The 17,015-nt window shown below is 67.3% G+C and carries 15 protein-coding genes; 4 read left to right on the top strand and 11 right to left on the bottom strand.

The features are described 5' to 3' along the window. Window positions 1-2: 2 nt before the first annotated feature. From C1I89_RS19700 to C1I89_RS19680, 5 genes are all read right to left on the bottom strand, one after another. Window positions 3-923, bottom strand: a complete 921-nt coding sequence (locus C1I89_RS19700) for a hydroxymethylglutaryl-CoA lyase (RefSeq protein WP_102774271.1) — start codon at window positions 921-923, stop codon at window positions 3-5. A gap of 28 nt (window positions 924-951) precedes the next feature. Continuing rightward, window positions 952-1,797, bottom strand: coding sequence for a Bug family tripartite tricarboxylate transporter substrate binding protein (locus C1I89_RS19695; protein WP_102774270.1), 846 nt, complete (start codon window positions 1,795-1,797; stop codon window positions 952-954). A 75-nt stretch (window positions 1,798-1,872) separates the two neighbouring features. Next, window positions 1,873-3,081 carry a CaiB/BaiF CoA transferase family protein gene (locus C1I89_RS19690; RefSeq protein WP_102774269.1) on the bottom strand — a complete coding sequence of 403 codons (1,209 nt, stop codon included), beginning with the start codon at window positions 3,079-3,081 and terminating at the stop codon, window positions 1,873-1,875. A gap of 171 nt (window positions 3,082-3,252) precedes the next feature. Further along, entirely contained in the window at window positions 3,253-4,179 is a 927-nt protein-coding gene (locus C1I89_RS19685) for a LysR family transcriptional regulator (protein ID WP_102774268.1), read from the bottom strand. Further along, the gene (locus C1I89_RS19680; protein ID WP_102774267.1) at window positions 4,176-5,168 is read right to left on the bottom strand and encodes a LysR substrate-binding domain-containing protein; all 993 of its coding nucleotides are present in this window, start codon (window positions 5,166-5,168) and stop codon (window positions 4,176-4,178) included. Before C1I89_RS19680 ends, C1I89_RS19685 begins: the two co-directional genes overlap by 4 nt. 82 nt (window positions 5,169-5,250) lie before the next feature. Between C1I89_RS19680 and C1I89_RS19675 the strand changes: the two genes are divergently transcribed. The 3 genes from C1I89_RS19675 (at window position 5,251) to C1I89_RS19665 (ending at window position 9,425) form a co-directional block, all read left to right on the top strand. Then, window positions 5,251-6,174: a carbon-nitrogen hydrolase family protein gene (locus C1I89_RS19675; RefSeq protein ID WP_102774266.1), complete on the top strand. Its 924-nt coding sequence runs from the start codon at window positions 5,251-5,253 to the stop codon at window positions 6,172-6,174. Between the two features lie 576 nt (window positions 6,175-6,750). After that, on the top strand, window positions 6,751-8,739 hold the full coding sequence (locus C1I89_RS19670) for an acyltransferase family protein (RefSeq protein WP_102774265.1): 1,989 nt from the start codon (window positions 6,751-6,753) through the stop codon (window positions 8,737-8,739). Window positions 8,740-8,876: 137 nt separating this feature from the next. Next, window positions 8,877-9,425: a PIN domain-containing protein gene (locus C1I89_RS19665; RefSeq protein WP_440130646.1), complete on the top strand. Its 549-nt coding sequence runs from the start codon at window positions 8,877-8,879 to the stop codon at window positions 9,423-9,425. Window positions 9,426-9,443: 18 nt separating this feature from the next. Here the strand turns inward: C1I89_RS19665 and C1I89_RS19660 are convergent, their stop codons facing one another. From C1I89_RS19660 to rpsO, 4 genes are all read right to left on the bottom strand, one after another. After that, entirely contained in the window at window positions 9,444-10,661 is a 1,218-nt protein-coding gene (locus C1I89_RS19660) for a threonine ammonia-lyase (RefSeq protein ID WP_102774263.1), read from the bottom strand. Between the two features lie 12 nt (window positions 10,662-10,673). Continuing rightward, entirely contained in the window at window positions 10,674-11,396 is a 723-nt protein-coding gene (locus C1I89_RS19655; protein WP_102774262.1) for a hypothetical protein, read from the bottom strand. Between the two features lie 172 nt (window positions 11,397-11,568). Further along, on the bottom strand, window positions 11,569-13,731 hold the full coding sequence (pnp, locus tag C1I89_RS19650) for a polyribonucleotide nucleotidyltransferase (protein ID WP_102774261.1): 2,163 nt from the start codon (window positions 13,729-13,731) through the stop codon (window positions 11,569-11,571). A 90-nt stretch (window positions 13,732-13,821) separates the two neighbouring features. Further along, entirely contained in the window at window positions 13,822-14,091 is a 270-nt protein-coding gene (gene rpsO / locus C1I89_RS19645; RefSeq protein WP_006223612.1) for a 30S ribosomal protein S15, read from the bottom strand. Between the two features lie 339 nt (window positions 14,092-14,430). On the opposite strand from rpsO, the gene C1I89_RS19640 reads away from it, so the two are divergent. Then, on the top strand, window positions 14,431-14,949 hold the full coding sequence (locus C1I89_RS19640; RefSeq protein ID WP_102774260.1) for a hypothetical protein: 519 nt from the start codon (window positions 14,431-14,433) through the stop codon (window positions 14,947-14,949). Window positions 14,950-15,018: 69 nt separating this feature from the next. On the opposite strand, the gene pssA is transcribed toward C1I89_RS19640, so the two are convergent. Further along, entirely contained in the window at window positions 15,019-15,792 is a 774-nt protein-coding gene (gene pssA, locus C1I89_RS19635; protein ID WP_102774259.1) for a CDP-diacylglycerol--serine O-phosphatidyltransferase, read from the bottom strand. A gap of 178 nt (window positions 15,793-15,970) precedes the next feature. Then, complete coding sequence (gene ilvC / locus C1I89_RS19630; RefSeq protein WP_102774258.1) at window positions 15,971-16,987, bottom strand: ketol-acid reductoisomerase; 1,017 nt, start codon at window positions 16,985-16,987, stop codon at window positions 15,971-15,973. Window positions 16,988-17,015 lie beyond the last annotated feature (28 nt).

Below are 17,015 nucleotides of genomic sequence, written 5' to 3'. Positions count from 1 at the left end.
TGTCAGGCCGCCGCCCGGAAGGTCTTGGGAATCCCGGCGGCGGCCACGCCGCTGCGCAGGCTTTCCTGCGGCAGCGCCTCGGCCAGCAGGGGACGCGCGGCCAATAGCCGCGGCAGGTCGATACCGGTGCCATAGCCCATGCTTTCCAGCATGAACACCAGGTCCTCGGTGACGATGTTGCCTGACGCGCCGGGCGCGAACGGGCAGCCGCCCAGCCCGCCCAGGCAGGCGTCGAAGCTGCGGATGCCTTCATTCAGGCCGGCCAGCGCATTGGCCAGCCCCAGCCCCATCGTGTCGTGCAGGTGCAGCTTGGTCAGGCGCGCGCCCACGGCGTCCTGGGCGGCGCGCACCGCGTCGCGGACCTGGGCGGGATGGGCGTAACCCACCGTGTCGGCCAAGGCGATCTCGTCGGCGCCGGCGCGGGCCGCGGCCGCCGCCACCCGGGCCACCCGCGGCAGCGGCACCGCGCCTTCCAGCGAGCAGCCGAAGGCGGTGGCCACGGCCGCGTCGATGCGCATGGGCCGGCCCTGGGCGCGGACCCAGTCGACGATGGCCGCCAGCGCCTCCAGCTGCGCGTCGGTGCTCTTGCCCACGTTGGCGCGACTGTGCGTGTCGCTGACCGAGACGGGAAACGACAGCACGTGCGCGCCGGCCTCGTAGGCGGCGATGGCGCCCTTGAGGTTGCAGGCCAGCGCACAGACCGTCAGCCCCTCCACCTTGAGCGCTTCGGGCAGGATGGCGCCGGTGTCGGCCATCTGCGGCACCAGCCGCGGCGACACGAAACTGCCCACCTCGATCTCGCGCAGCCCGGCCTCGGCCAACTGCCTTATCCAGCGCAGCTTGTCGGCGGCGGACATCATGCCCCTGGCCATCTGCAGCCCGTCGCGCGGGCCCACTTCGCAAAGCCTGACTTCCTGGTTCATATGCGGCGTCCTGTGGTCTGAAGCGGGCTTATTGCTGCACCACGATGCCCGCGCTCTTGATGGTCTCGCGCGCCTTGCCGATGTCCGACTGAATCAGCGCGGCGAACTGCTCGGTGGAAACCGGATCGGTCTCCAGCCCCTGCGAGGCCAGCGCCTCCTGCACGTCCTTGCGCGCCAGCAGCTTGTTGAAATCGCTGTTCAGGCGGGACACCACGGCCTTGGGCGTCTTGGCCGGAGCCAGCACGCCGTAGTAGGTGACCACGCTGAAGTCCTTGTAGCCCAGCTCGGCGACGGTGGGCACGTCCGGCAGCGCGGGATTGCGCTTGGGCGAGGTCACGGCCAGCGCGCGCACCTTGCCGGACTTGATCAGCGTCGCGGCCGACGAGATCGACGAGCCCGCGAACTGCAGGTGGCCGCCCATCAGGTCCGCCAGCGCGGGCGCCGAACCCTTGTATGGCACGTGCTGCATCTTGAAGCCGGCCTCGTGCTGCAGCATCTCCATGGCGATGTGCACGCCGCCGCCCGTGCCGGAGGTGCCGTACGAGATCTTGTTGGGCTCTTTTTTGGCGGCCTCGATCACTTCGGGCAGGGTCTTGTACGGCGAGCCGTCGGCCACCAGCAGCACCATGGGCGTGGTGGCCACCAGCGCCACCGGGGCCAGGCCCAGCGCCGTGCCCGCGCCCGGCTTGTTTTCCGGGATGACGGCCCAGCCGTTGAGTTCATGCAGCTTGGTGCTCATCAGGCGGCCGATATAGTCGGTGCCGCCGCCGGGCGTGGACGGAATAATGATGCGGATGGGCTTGTTGGGGTAGTCCTGCGCGTGCGCCGTGCACGCGGCGGCCAGGGCGGCCACCGCCAGAAGTTTGCGGATCATCTCGGGTGTCTCCTCTTCGATGGAAGTCTTGGCGGTCTGTCGCCGCCTCGACGGGGTTCGGGCGCCTGCGTCCCCTCAGGCGATGACGCCGGCCGAGCGCAAGGCGTCGATACGCTCGGCATCCCAGCCCAGGCCCCGCAGGATGGCTTGCGTGTCGCCGCCCCGGTGGGGCGGGTCGCAGCGCTTGCCGGCCTTGCGGCCGTCGAATTCGATCGGCAGGGCCGCCGCGTCGATCTCGCCGCCGTCCGGCAGCCGCGTCTTCAGCAGCGCGCCGCCGGCGTTGAGGTGCGCGTCCTGCAGCAGGTCGTGCGGCTGGCGGATCGGACCGTAGGACAGGTTGGCCGCCTCCAGCGCGGCGCACAGCGCATCCGTCTTCCAGGTCTTCAGGATCTCGGCCACGCCCGGCACCAGCCACGGCCGCGCGGCCTCGCGGTCGACGGCGGTGGCCAGCCGCGGATCGGCGGCCCATTCCGGCGGCAGGAAGGTCTGCGCGAAGTTGCGCCATTGCGCATCGCCGACCACCGCCACGAACACCCGGCCGTCGGCCGTATCGAAGATGTCGTATACCCCCCAGGGCGGCCGCCGCTCGGCGCCCATGGGCCTGGGCGCCGATCCGGTCAACTGGTACTGGGCGATGAACTGCGCCACCAGCAGCAGGTTGTTCTCGAACAGGCCCGAGCGCACGTGCCGGCCGCGCCCCGTCAGATGGCGGTCGTGCAGGGCCGCCAGCGCGCCCACCACGCCGAACGTTCCGCCTAGGATGTCGTTGACCGACGCCGCCACGCGCTGCGGCGTATCGGCGCCCCCGTTGATATAGGCCAGCCCGCCCATCATCTGCACCACTTCGTCGAGCGCGGTGCGGTGTTTGTAGGGGCCGGACAGAAAGCCCTTGAGCGATACGTAGATCAGCTTCGGGTTCGCGGCCGACAGCGATTCGTAGTCCAGCCCGTACTGGGCCAGGCTGCCGTCGCGGAAGTTCTCCACCAGCATGTCGGCCTGCAGCGCCAGCTCGCGCACCACCGCCTGCCCCTGCGGCGCCTTCAGGTCGATGGCCAGGCTTTGCTTGTTGCGGTTGAACACCGGGAAATAGCCGCTGCCCGAACCCTTGAGGCGGCGCGTGCGGTCGCCTTCGATGGGCTCGACCTTGATGACTTCGGCGCCCAGGTCGGCCAGCGCCAGGCCGGCCGCCGGCCCCATGATCATGTGGGACAGCTCCAGCACCTTGATGCCGCGCAAGGGTAATTCGTCGTTGTCCATGAAGGGTGAAGCCGGTGCTGCGCTCATCGATGTTTCCTCTGGCCCGCGTTGGATGAACCGGCGCGGCCCGCTCCGGAAACCGGGCCGGCCGCCGCCGCAATGCATCCATGATCGCCGCCGCGGGCGCGTCGCGGGTAGCGGTCTTTCAGCACCGGGGCATTCTCGTTTCGGAACGTCCGGGTTAGCCCCAGTGAGGCGTCACGCGCCGGCGGCGGGCAGCACGCCCAGGTGCGCCAGCAGCGTGCGCGCCGCCGGCGCCAGCGCGTCCGGGTCGCGCACGGCGATGCACAAGGGCGTGCTGGACCAGGGGCCGGTCAGGCGGATGAAACGGATGTCCAGGTGCGCGTGGCGCGCCTTCAGGTACAGCGGCACCACCGCCACGCCCATGCCGCGGGCAACCAGCGTGCAGATGGTCTCGTGCGCGCTGACGCGGGCGCTGATGCGCCGCGTCACGCCGGCCTCGCGGGCGGCCTGCTCGAATACGCTGCTGATGCCGTTGTCGCGGTTCAGCTCGATCTGCTCATAGGGCAGCAGCTGCGCATAGTCCAGCGTTTCGCGCTCGGCCAGCAGATGCTGCCCCGGCACCACCGCCGCCAGCTCGCAATGGCCGCAGGGATAGACCTGCAGGCCCTCGTGGCCGAAGTCCGAGCCCGCCGCCACGTCGGCCTGCCCTTCCAGCACGGCGCGAAACGCGGCCTGCGTGGTGTCCTCCTGTAGCAGGATGTCGATCTGCGGATGCGCGCGGCGAAACGACTGGATCTGCTCCGGCAGCTCGCCGGACAGCGCCGCCACGCTGACCGCCAGCCTGACGCGCCCGCGCACGCCGGTCGCGAATCCCGCCATTTCGCGGTGCATGCGCTCCATGTCCTGCAGCAGGCGCCGCACGTGCGCGGCCAGCGCATCGCCGGCCGGCGTGGGCTGCACGCCCTTGACGCCGCGTTCCAGCAACAGCACGCCGAACGCCTCTTCCATTTCCGACATGCGCTTGCTGACCGCCGAAGGCACGATGTTCTCGCGGGCGGCGGCGCGCGCCAGGCTGCCTTCCTGCAGGGCGGACAGGAACAGGCGCAGCGACACCAGATCGATGTCGCGCGGCGGCGGGATGAGGGGTGCGGCGGGTTTCATGGGCGCAAGTGTCCCGCGTTGTCCGCCGCAGCGGTCACGGGGGTTTCCCCGATAGCCGTGCCCGAAGGCATCCAGTCGAACGCCTCCAGCAGGCCCAGCACGCTGCGCCTCACCGCCGCCACCGCCGCGTCGCGCAATGCGTCGGCCCGCCATCCCATTTCGATGGCGTAGCCCGGCATGGCCAGCGGACAGGGCAGCATGCGCAGCCCCGTGGCGGCGGCCAGTCCGCGCGCGGCATGCGCGGGCAGGGTCGAGATGGAATCGCTGCCGCGCAATAGAAAGGCCAACGCGGCGAAATGCGTGGTCGACGCCAGCACCCGCCGCGCCAGCCCCAGGCCGTGCAGCACCTCGTCCACCACGCCGATGAAGCCGCCCGAGGACACCAGCACGTGCCGGCGGCGGATGAACTCGTCCACGGTCAGCGCCGCCTGTCCCGGCGCCAGGCTCGCCGGGTCCAGCAGACAGGCGTAGCCGCCCTGCCCGACCGTCACCCGCTGCAGGGCATGAGAAGCCAGGCCGCCCGAAGCAATGACCAGATCGGCCTCGCGCGCCATCAGCATGTCGGCGGCCAGCCGGCTGTGGGTCTGCCGGAAGATGAGGCGCAGGCCCGGCGCGCTGGCGGCCAGCGCGCCGATCGCCTGCCGCCCCAGCGCGATCTCGAAGTCGTCGGACAGGCCCAGCGTCACCGACCGCCCGGCGAAGTCCGCCGCCTCCGGGCGCGCCAGCGCCAGGCTCTGGCGGCACTTGTCCAGCGCCTCGCCGATGACCGGCCGCAGCTCGCGCGCCCGCAGGCTGGGCGCCAGGCCCCGGCCGGTGCGCACGAACAGCGGGTCCGCATACAGCGTGCGCAGGCGTCCCAGCGCGGCGCTGACCGCCGACTGCGTCACGCCCAGGCGCAAGGCCGCGCGGCCGGCCCCGCCCTCGTCGTAGATCGCCTCGAAGACCTTCAGCAGGTTGAGGTCCGTCGATTCGATATCAATTCTGTTCATATCATTTATCTCCGGGCGGGATTGATTGATTTTAGGGCGGGCCGGACACTGTGCCGACCCTCCATCCACCCGCGAGACCCCCATGACCGCGAAAACCGTCGCCGCGCTGCAGATCGGCGCTTCCCCCGAAGGCAAGGCCCGCACGCTGGAACACATCCTGGCCTTCGAAACCGACATCGCCGCCAGCGGCGCCGCGCTGGTCGTCATGCCCGAAGCGCTGCTGGGCGGCTACCCCAAGGGCGAAATCTTCGGCACCCGCCTGGGCTACCGCCTGCCGGAAGGCCGCGAGGCCTATGCCCGCTATTACGAGAACGCCATCGACGTGCCCGGCCCGGAAACCGACGCCCTGGCCGCCCTGTCGCAGCGCACCGGCGCCAGCCTGGTCGTGGGCGTGATCGAACGCGGCGGCAGCACGCTGTACTGCACCGCGCTCTTCTTCGAGCCCGGCGCGGGCCTGGCCGCCAAGCACCGCAAGCTCATGCCGACGGGCACCGAGCGCCTGATCTGGGGCCAGGGCGACGGCTCCACCCTGCCCGTGGTCGACACGGCCGCCGGCCGCATCGGCGGCGCCATCTGCTGGGAAAACCACATGCCGCTGCTGCGCACCGCCATGTACGCCAAGGGCGTCGAAATCTGGTGCGCGCCCACGGTGGACGAACGCGACATCTGGCAATGCTCGATGCGCCACATCGCCCACGAAGGCCGCTGCTTCGTGGTCAGCGCCTGCCAGGTGCAGCCCTCGCCCGCCGAACTCGGCCAGGACGTGCCGGGCTGGGAAGCCGCCCGGCCGCTGATCAACGGCGGCTCGGTCATCGTCGGCCCGCTGGGCCAGGTGCTGGCCGGGCCGATGCACGGCGGGACGGGGTTGCTGACCGCGGAGGTCGACACCGAAGAACTGGTGCGGGCCCGCTACGATTTCGACGTGGTGGGGCATTATGCGCGTCCCGACGTGTTTTCCCTGACCGTGGACGAACGGCCGCGCACGTCCGTGCGTTTCACCGAGTGATGGACGCCGCCGCCAATATCCCCATGCGTGGGATGGTATAGTCACGCCCGCTGCCGGCCCTCACCGGGCCGGCAACGCCCGAGTGGTGAAATTGGTAGACACAAGGGACTTGAATCAATTTGAGCCCTTTGGAGGAAACTCCAAAGGTGTAGCCCGTCAAACTCGGCGAATGCCCTGGACCCGTTCCGAGCCAACGCCGAGCCAAGCCCAGGCCGTATCGCCGGGGAAGGTGTAGAGAGCAGACGGCGGGCACCTAAGGCCGCAAGGCTAAGGTGAAGGCGTGCTCCAGACCACGAACAGCGCCCGCGCTGGCGGCGAAAGCCGAAGTGGTAAGAAAATCCCTCGGCCTCGCGGCCGTACCGGTTCGATTCCGGTCTCGGGCACCACCCCTCTCCCCTGCGCTTTTCCTCTCCCACGGCCCTATAACCCCGGGATCGCGCCTGCGCCATACGGATGAATACCGATGGCCGATATGGGCTTCGGCTGGCATTTGTCTTTTAGAATCAATGGATTTTTCGGCGGCCTGCGGAAAATTCCGTCTACGGCTCAACATGTTGCGCGGCGGATTCCGAGGATATGTCACTACCCCAGCACAAAGCCGGATACAGGCCCGACATCGATGGCTTGCGGGCCATCGCAGTATTGGCGGTCGTCGTCTTCCACCTGAATAAAGCCTGGCTGCCCGGCGGTTTCGTCGGCGTCGACGTTTTTTTCGTCATCTCCGGCTATCTGATCACCGGCATCCTCAGCCGCAACATCGCCGCCGGCACATTTTCCTTCGCCGATTTCTATCTGGCCCGCGCCCGCCGCATCCTGCCGGCGTCGCTGTTCTGCATCGTCGTCACGCTTCTGGTCGGCGCCGTTTTCATGCTGCCCAAGGACGCCCGCGACCTGGGCGCTTCGGCCGCCGCCAGCGTGATTTCCGCGGGCAACATCTATTTCTGGAAGCTCCTCGACACCAGCTATTTCGCCGCCTCCTCGGAAACGGTTCCGCTGCTGCATCTGTGGTCGCTGGCGGTGGAGGAACAGTTCTATCTGTTCTGGCCGCTGATGCTGCTGGCGGCCTACAAGTGGCTGCCCGGCTTCATGAGGCCCGTGCTGGGCCTCATCCTGATCGCAGTGAGTTTCCTGGTCGGCCAGCGCTACCTGGCGTCCGATCCCTCTTTTTCGTATTACATGCTGCCGGCGCGCGCCGGGGAGCTGATGATGGGCGCGGCGGCCTACTGGTGCAGCACCCGCATGGCCGGGCTGAAGCGGGGGTACGCCGAACTGCTGGCCGTGGCCGGCCTTGCCCTGGTCGCCTGGTCCGTGGCGCGCCTGAGCGAGACGGGAGGATTTCCCGGATACGCCGCGGTTCCGCCCACGCTGGGCGCGGCGATGCTGATCCTGGCCGGATCGACGCATCGGACCATCACGGGCCGCCTGTTGTCGCTCGCCCCCATGGTCGCTGTGGGCCGGGTTTCGTACTCGCTCTATCTGTGGCACTGGCCCGTGATGGCGTTCTATCGGTACGCCTACGGCGAACCGACGCCGGCCGGCTATCTGTACTGCGTGGCGGCCATGACCATCATGACGCTGATCTCGTATTTCGGCGTGGAAAAGCCCTTGCGCGCCGGCCGCTCCAGGTCCCGGGCCCGGGCTGCGGCGCAATTCGGCGCCGTCAGCGCCGCGCTGGCCGGCATCGCCGTTTATGTTTCCATCACCAGCGGCCTGCTGTTCAAGCCAGCCGGGTATGAGGCGCAACTGGCCCGGCTGGACGGCGCCACCAAGCCGGCCAGCGAGTATTCCTACAATTGCCAGACCGGCTCCTTCGATGAGCATGCGCTGAGCGACCCGCGCTGCGTGATCGGAAAAAAAGGCGCGCCGGTAAAAACCCTGCTCTGGGGCGATTCGCACGCGGCGCACTACGTCGGTTATTTCGACGAAATCGGCAAATATGCCGGGGTCGCGCTCAGGAACATATCCATCTCCGGCTGCATGCCGCTGTTCGGCACATCCGCGCAATACACCATGCCCGCCATCCGCGACACCTGCGCCAAATTCAATGAGGCCATGGAGACGGAGGTCGGCAAATACGACACGGTGATCCTGGGCAGCGCCTGGGTGGGTTTCGACCGGGGCAATTCGCGCCAGGACATCGCCGCCACGGTCGCGACATTGAGCAAGCGGGTCCCGCACGTCGTGATCGCCCTGTCGGCCCCGCTGTTCCTGCAATACGACCGCGAATGCGACAAGAAGGCGCTGACGATTCCGGCCATGCGCTGCGACGAAAAACGCACCCAGCGCGACGGCCCGGAGCGCGACGTCAACGCCTACCTGATTGCGCTGGCCTCGAAGTTTCCCAACGTCGAAACCTTCGACATACACAACCTGCTATGCAACGGATCGGTGTGCCGCGCCGAGGTCCAGGGCGTGCCCGTGTATTTCGATCCCGGCCACATCAGCATGCCCGGCTCGGCGGCCTTGGGTAGGACCGCCATCGCGCAAGGCCGGATTCCGGCGTTTTTCATGCCGTCGCGGGGGCTGCTTGCGGCGCCGCGCAGCGACGCCGGGGCAAGCCGCTGAGCGCGCCGCCCGCCCCGCCGCGCAGCCCCATCGAAAAATCCATTATTCTTGCGCCTCGCCTTTCCACCCTGTCCGGCCGCACCTTGACCGTCCCTGCCGTCTCTCCGCCCTTCATCGTCCTGGACGCCTGCGTTCTCATGTCCGGCATTCTCCGCCGCCTGCTGCTGCGGCTGGCCGAGGCGGGGGTGTTCGTGCCGGTCTGGACCGACCGCATCGGCGAGGAATGGCGCCGCAACGCCTCGCGTATCTGGGAGATCCCGCCCGAGGTCATGAGCGAGATGTGGGACGAGATGAATGCGCGTTTCCCGGCCGCCCGGGAGTTGGACACGGCGGTCTACGAGGCGTCGCTGCGCTACAGCGATCCCAAGGATTTCCACGTGATCGCGGCCGGACTGGCGCGGCGCGCGCGCTGCGGCCTGCAGCAGCCGCCGGTGGTGCAGGTGCTGACCTGGAACCTGAAGGATTTCAACCGTTCCGAACTGCGGCGCCAGGGGCTGGACGTCTACAACCCGGACCGCATGCTGGTGCAATGGTGGCAGACCGGCGCCGACCGTATCCGCGAAGCGGTGGCGCAGGTGCCGGCCGACTACGTCGCGCTGGGGCGCGAACCCGAGCCGCTGGCGACCACCCTGCATCGCGAGCGGCTGTACGGCCTGAGGAATCTGCTGGCGCGCGAGGCGGGCTGAGCCGCCGCGCGGCCGCGCTCAGTGGTCGTGGTTGCTGGCGGCGAAACCCGCCGCGTTCAGGACGTCGATCACTTCCTGGATGTGGTCCGGGCCGCGGGTCTGCAGCACGAAGTCGACTTCGACGTTGCGCACCGGCAGCGAGGTGAAGGCGCGCTGGTGGTGGACCTCGGTGATGTTGGCCTGGGCGTCCGCGATGAGCTTGGTGGCGTGGGCCAGCGCGCCCGGCAGGTCGCGCAGGTCCACGCGGATGCGCGCCAGGCGTCCGGCGCGCACCATGCCGCGCTCGATCAGTTCGCCCAGCATCAGCGGGTCGATGTTGCCGCCGGTCAGCACCAGGCCGATGCGCTTGCCCTTGTAGCGGTCGCTGCCTGCTTCCTGCGCGTGCAGCAGCGCGGCCAGGCCGGCCGCGCCGGCGCCTTCGACCACGGATTTTTCGATCTCCAGCAGCACCACGATGGCGTGTTCGATATCGCTTTCGGACACCAGTTCGATGCGGTCGACCAGTTTGCTGACGATGGGCTGGGTCAGCGCGCCGGGCGATTTGACGGCGATGCCTTCGGCGATGGTGTACTGCCCCTGCGGCATGGAGACGCCGGTGACCGCGGCGTACATGGACGGGAAGCGTTCGGTCTGCACGCCGACGATCTCGATGCCGGGCTTGAGCGCCTTGGCCGCGGTGGCGACCCCGGATATCAGGCCGCCGCCGCCGATGGCGATGACCAGCATGTCGAGCTGCGGCTGGTCTTCCAGCATTTCCAGCGCCACGGTGCCCTGCCCCGAGATGACGGCCTCGTCGTCGTACGGATGGATCATGGTCAGCCCGCGCTCCCGGGCCAGTTCGTAGCCGCGCGCCTTGGCGTCGTCGAAGGTGTCTCCCGCCAGCACCACCTCGGCGCCGAAGCGGCGCGTGTTGGCGATTTTCACGGTGGGCGTGAAGCGCGGCATCACGATCACCGCCGGCACGCCCATGCGCTGCGCGTGGTAGGCCACGCCCTGGGCGTGGTTGCCGGCGGACACGGCGATCACGCCGGCGGCGCGCTCGGCGTCGGACAGGGTCAGCATGCGGTTCAGCGCGCCGCGCTCCTTGAAGGAAGCCGTGAACTGCAGGTTCTCGAACTTCAGCCAGATCTCGGCGCCGAAAATATCGGACAGCGTGCGGGAAAGGGTAAACGGGGTCTTCAGCACCTGGCCGCGCAGGTTCTCGCGGGCGGTCTGAATGGAAGCGATATCGATCACGATGGGAAATCCTTAGCGCACCGGAAGGAAATTGAAGAGCAAGAGCCCCTGCGCATAGTTGATCCCGATGCGCCGCGCGTTCTCGCCCAGCAGGTTGGCGATCAGGTCCAACCGGCCGATGATGGCGCCGAATTCGCGCTCAAAGCTGAGGTTCGTGGCGTTCTGGGACATTTCGTTGGCCAGCAGCAGCGGTTCGCCCTGGTTGTCGCGGCGCGACGCCAGCAGCCAGGCGGCCGCTTCGACGTTCCGTGCGGCATTGTAGACCCGCTGCCCGTCCAGCGCGTCCATGGCGTACAAGCGGGTTTTCCCATTATGGGCCGCGATGATGGTGTCGGCCAGGCCGTAGATGAATGCGCCGACGCGGTCGCCGGTGTAGTTGGGGTCCAGCGACACCGCCAGGATCTGGATGTCGCGCAGGCCCTGCAGGTCGCGGGGAGGGATGCGGACTTCGATCGCGTGCTTGACCAGCGCCACCGCCTTGGCCTGGTCCGGGGCCCCGGTCTTGCGCCATTCGCGCGGGTTGCGGCGATACAGCTTGTCCAGCAGCACGTAGAGGCTGGCGAGGTTGTCGCGCACCTCCAGCGTGACGGTGCGGTTGAAGTCGGTCTGGCCGAACTGGTCGGCGGACATGTCCTCGCTCTTGGGCCCGCGCTGGCCGGGCGCGGGGTTCATACAGCCGGCCAGCAGCGCCGCGATCAGCCCCGCCGCGCCAGCGGATCTCAGCCATCCGGTCATGCCTTGCCCATCCGTTTCCCCCATGCGCTCTACCGGCCGCCGGCGGCATCGGCCCGGTCCGGCTCTTCGCGCAAGACTTTACAGGAAATCGGCGCGTCGTCGGCCGCGGCCGGCTACAGAATGAAAAACGGCGCCCCGAGGGGCGCCGTTCCTGGCTACCGGTCGCGCAGGCTTATTCGGCTTGCGGTTCCGATTGCGGGGCGGCTTCCGGAGCGGCAGCGGCCTGCTGCTGCTCGATGCCGCCGATGGCCTTGATCGACAGGCGCAGGCGGCCCTTGTCGTCGGCCTCGATGACCTTGACGCGGACCTGCTGGCCGACCTTCAGCACATCGTTGATGTTGGCGATGCGGTAGTTGGCGATCTCCGAGATGTGCAGCAGGCCGTCGCGGCCCGGCAGCACCTGCACGATGGCGCCGAAGTCCAGCAGGCGCAGCACCGAGCCTTCGTAGATCTGGCCCACTTCGACGTCGGCGGTCAGCTCGACGATGCGGCGCTGGGCTTCCTTGGCCTGCGCTTCGTCGACGCTGGCGATCACGATCGTGCCGTCGTCGGAGATGTCGATCTGCGTGCCGGTTTCTTCGGTCAGCGCGCGGATGGTGGCGCCGCCCTTGCCGATCACGTCGCGGATCTTCTCGGGGTTGATCTTGATGGTCAGCATGCGCGGGGCGAAAGCCGACAGCTCGCCGCGCGAACCGTCCAGGGCTTCCTTCATCTTGCCCAGGATGTGCAGGCGGCCTTCGCGGGCCTGGGCCAGCGCCACCTGCATGATTTCCTTGGTGATGCCCTGGATCTTGATGTCCATCTGGAGCGCGGTGACGCCGTTCTCGGTGCCCGCGACCTTGAAGTCCATGTCGCCCAGGTGATCTTCGTCGCCCAGGATGTCGGTCAGCACGGCGAACTTGCCGCCGTCCAGGATCAGGCCCATGGCCACGCCGGCCACGTGATCCTTGACCGGCACGCCGGCGTCCATCATGGCCAGCGAGCCGCCGCAGACCGAAGCCATCGACGAGGAGCCGTTGGACTCGGTGATTTCCGACACGATGCGGATGGTGTACTGGAAGTCCTCGGGCGCCGGCAGCAGCGGGATCAGCGCGCGCTTGGCCAGGCGGCCGTGGCCGATTTCGCGGCGCTTGGGCACGCCGATGCGGCCCGTTTCGCCGGTGGCGAACGGAGGCATGTTGTAGTGCAGCATGAAGCGGTCGCGGTACTCGCCCATGAGCGCGTCGATGATCTGCTCATCCTGCTTGGTGCCCAGCGTGGCGACGACCAGCGCCTGGGTTTCGCCGCGGGTGAACAGCGCGCTGCCGTGCGCGCGGGGCAGCACGCCCAGGCGCACGCTGATCGGACGCACGGTGCGGGTGTCGCGGCCGTCGATGCGCGGCTCGCCGTTGAGGATCTGGCCGCGGACGATGGCCGATTCCAGCGAGAACAGGATGTTGTCGACGGTCACGGCGTCCGGGGCCGGCTCGCCCTTCTCGGCGGCGGCGGCGTTCAGCTTCTCCGACACGCTGGCGTAGACTTCGCGCAGCTGCGTGGTGCGGGCCTGCTTTTCGCGGATCTGGTAGGCGGCGCTCAGGCCTTCCTGGGCGGCGGCGGTGACGGCGGCGATCAGGGCCTCGTCCTTGGCCGGCGGCTGCCAGTCCCAATCGGGCTTGCCGGCTTCCTTGACCAGTTCGTGGATGGCGTTGATGACGGCCTGCATCTGCTCGTGGCCGTAGACCACGCCGCCCAGCATGATTTCTTCGGACAGCTCGCGGGCTTCCGATTCCACCATCAGCACGGCGTTCTCGGTGCCGGCGACGACCAGGTCCAGCTGCGACGACTTCAGCTGCGAGGCGGTCGGGTTGATGGCGTACTGGCCATCGATGTAGCCCACGCGGGCGGCGCCGATCGGGCCGTTGAACGGGATGCCCGAAATGGCCAGCGCGGCCGAGGCGCCGATCATGGCGGCGATGTCCGGATCGATTTCGGGGTTGACCGACAGCGTGTGGATGACCACCTGGACTTCGTTGTAGAAGTCTTCGGGGAACAGCGGACGCAGGGGACGGTCGATCAGGCGCGAGGTCAGCGTTTCCTTCTCGGACGGCTTGCCTTCGCGCTTGAAGAAGCCGCCGGGAATGCGGCCGGCGGCGTAGGTCTTTTCGATGTAGTCGACGGTCAGCGGGAAGAACGTCTGGCCCGGCTTGGCCTTCTTGGAAGCCACGACAGTGGCCAGGACGACGGTGTCCTCGATCGACACCATCACGGCGCCGGAAGCCTGGCGGGCGATCTCGCCGGTTTCCAGGACGACCGTATGCTGGCCGTACTGGAACGATTTTGTCACTTTATTGAACATGACGATTATTCCTTACAAATGAAAAACCGTAGCCGCCGCGACATGCGTCGCACCGACCACGGTTGCGTCATGGGGAGCCAGCCCCGTCGATCACTTGCGCAGACCGAGTTTTTCGATCAGTGCGCGGTACGAATCGGGATTGCGGCCCTTGAGGTAGTCGAGCAGCTTGCGGCGACGGCTGACCATGCGCAGCAGACCGCGGCGCGAGTGGTGATCCTTCATGTGTTCTTTGAAGTGACCGGTCAGCTCGTTGATACGGGCGGTGAGCAGAGCCACCTGGACTTCGGGGGAGCCGGTATCGCCTTGAGCGCGTTGGAATTGCGCAACGATATCGGATTTCTTGATGTCAGCAACAGACATTAATGACCTCTTCGGACATGCGACAGGGCCGAGGCGCCCTGACGTGGTTTGGAAAAAATTTGTGCGAGCCTGGCTGTATTCGCTTTCTCACTGCTGCCAATGATGACTCAAACAGCGCCCTGAAACGTGCTCAGGCGAGCTTCGACGCCCGACTTTCGATGCACTTTCCGGTTGCTGTGGCCGGCACAAAGTACTTGCTTAAATACCTTGCTCAAATCAATACACTTGATAAAGCTCGATGATTATAGCCGATTCGCTAGAATTACCCCAATGCGCCGGCTGCCTCTCCCTTTCGGGCCCGGCTGGACGGCCGCGAACCGAGCTTCGCAGGAGATGAATATGTCCAAATACTACAAGATCGCCCGCGGCGCGCTGGCCGCCGCCGCGCTGGCCGGCCTGTCGGCCTGCGCCAACATGGCCCAGATACAGCCAGGCACCCCTTACGGCGAGGTCCTGACCCAGTTCGGCAACCCGAATTTCGAATGTCCGCAGGCCAACGGCGGGCGCCGCGTCATCTGGACGCAGCAGCCCATGGGCCAGTACGCCTGGGGCACCAACGTGGGCGCCGACGGCCGCGTGGACCGCGTGCTGCCGCTGCTGACGGACGCGCACTTCAAGGTGCTGGAACAGGGCGACTGGAGCCCCGACCGGGTGCGCTGCGAATTCGGCCCGCCGGCCCGCATCGAGGAAACCGGCCTGGGCGAAAAACGCGAGGTGGTGTGGTCGTACCGCTACAAAGAGAACGGTGTGTGGAACTCGCTCATGTACGTATACATGGGCCGCGACGGCAACAAGGTCACGCATTTCCATCCTGGCCCCGACCCCATGTACGACGAAGACCGCTTCATGTGGTGGTAGCGCCGGGCCCGGCCCAAAACAAAACCCGCCGGTTCGTCGGCGGGTTTTGTTTTTACGGGCGGGCGGCGGTCAGGAAGTATGGTTGCGGCGTTCCTGCGTCAGGCGCCGCGCCCGGTTCCAGCGCCAGGCCCAGGTGATCCAGCCCGACAGGCCGTAGAGCACGAACAGGCCGAACAGCACGACCGGGGGATCACTGGAGACGAACACGAAGACCGCCACCACCAGCAGGATGCCCCAGAACGGCACGCTGCGGCCCAGCGCGAAGCTCTTGCCGCTGAAGAACGGCGCGTTCGACACCATGGTGATGCCGGCGTACATGGTCAGCGTGAACGCCACCCAGGCCATCAGGCTGTCGTGGATGGGCAGCTTGTTGTCCACCGCCAGCCAGACGAAGCCGGCCACCAGCGCGGCCGCGGCCGGGCTGGGCAGGCCCTGGAAATAGCGTTTGTCGACCACGGCGATATTGGTGTTGAAGCGCGCCAGGCGCAGCGCCGCGCCCGACACGTAGACGAAGGCGGCCAGCCAGCCCCAGCGGCCCAGGTCGTTCAGGATCCATTCGTACATCACCAGCGCCGGGGCCACGCCGAACGAGGTCATGTCGGACAGCGAGTCGTATTGCTCGCCGAAGGCCGACTGCGTGTTGGTCAGCCGCGCCACGCGGCCGTCCATGCCGTCCAGCACCATGGCGACGAAAATGGCGATGGCGGCGACTTCGAAGCGATCGTTCATGGCCTGCACGACGGCGTAGAACCCCGCGAACAACGCCGCGGTGGTGAACGCGTTGGGCAGCAGGTAGATGCTTCGGTGGCGATTCTCGGAATCGCGCATGGAAAAATTGGGCATGGTCTCAATAACTTACAACGGACTTTCAAAGGTTAACCCATCTGGCCCCGCTTGCGGGCCGCCGCAAGCGGCGTGCCCGGCATTAGCCAGTCGAATACCCGAAAAAAAAGGCATGCCCCTGCGGGCATGCCGTTTTGACCCTGATTGCGCGGGGAACGGGCCCCGCGCCGCAAAGGGATCAGTTCTTGGACTTGTCCACCAGCTTGTTGGCGGCGATCCAGGGCATCATGGCGCGCAGCTTGCCGCCCACCACTTCGATCTGCGATTCCGCGTTGATGCGGCGGCGCGAGGTCAGCGTCGGGGCGCCGGCGGCGTTTTCCAGGATGAACTTCTTGGCGTATTCGCCGGTCTGGATGTCCGTCAGGCACTGGCGCATGGCCTTGCGGGTCTCGTCGGTGACGATCTTCGGGCCGGTCTCGTATTCGCCGAATTCGGCGTTGTTCGAGATCGAGTAGTTCATGTTGGCGATGCCGCCTTCGTAGATCAGGTCGACGATCAGCTTCAGCTCGTGCAGGCACTCGAAGTAGGCCATTTCGGGCGCGTAGCCGGCTTCCACCAGCGTGTCGAAACCGGCCTTGATCAGTTCGACGGTGCCGCCGCACAGCACGGCCTGTTCGCCGAACAGGTCGGTTTCGGTTTCTTCGCGGAAGTTGGTTTCGATGATGCCGGCGCGGCCGCCGCCGTTGGCGCTGGCGTACGACAGGGCCACGTCGCGCGCGGCGCCCGACTTGTCCTGGTACACGGCCACCAGGTGCGGCACGCCGCCGCCCTGCTTGTAGGTGTTGCGCACGGTGTGGCCCGGCGCCTTCGGCGCGATCATGATGACGTCGATGTCTTCGCGCGGCACGACCTGGCCGTAGTGCACGTTGAAGCCGTGGGCGAAGGCCAGCGCGGCGCCGGCCTTGATGTTGGCGTGCACTTCCTTGTTGTAGACGGCGGCGATGTTCTCGTCGGGCAGCAGCATCATGACGATGTCGGCCGACTTGACGGCTTCGGCGACTTCCTTGACTTCCAGGCCGGCGTTGGCGGCCTTGTTCCACGAGGCGCCGCCCTTGCGCAGGCCGACCACGACCTTCACGCCCGAGTCATGCAGGTTCTGCGCGTGCGCATGGCCTTGCGAACCGTAGCCGATGATGGCGACGGTCTTGCCTTTGATGAGGGAGAGATCGCAGTCTTTGTCGTAGAAAACTTTCATGGTTGTGCTCCAGATTCCAGTATTTTGG

It is taken from the genome of Achromobacter pulmonis, from assembly GCF_002885955.2.
Lineage (GTDB): Bacteria > Pseudomonadota > Gammaproteobacteria > Burkholderiales > Burkholderiaceae_B > Achromobacter > Achromobacter pulmonis_A.
The sequence above is the reverse complement of the archived record's forward strand: the minus strand, read 5'-3'. Positions and strand labels throughout refer to the sequence as shown.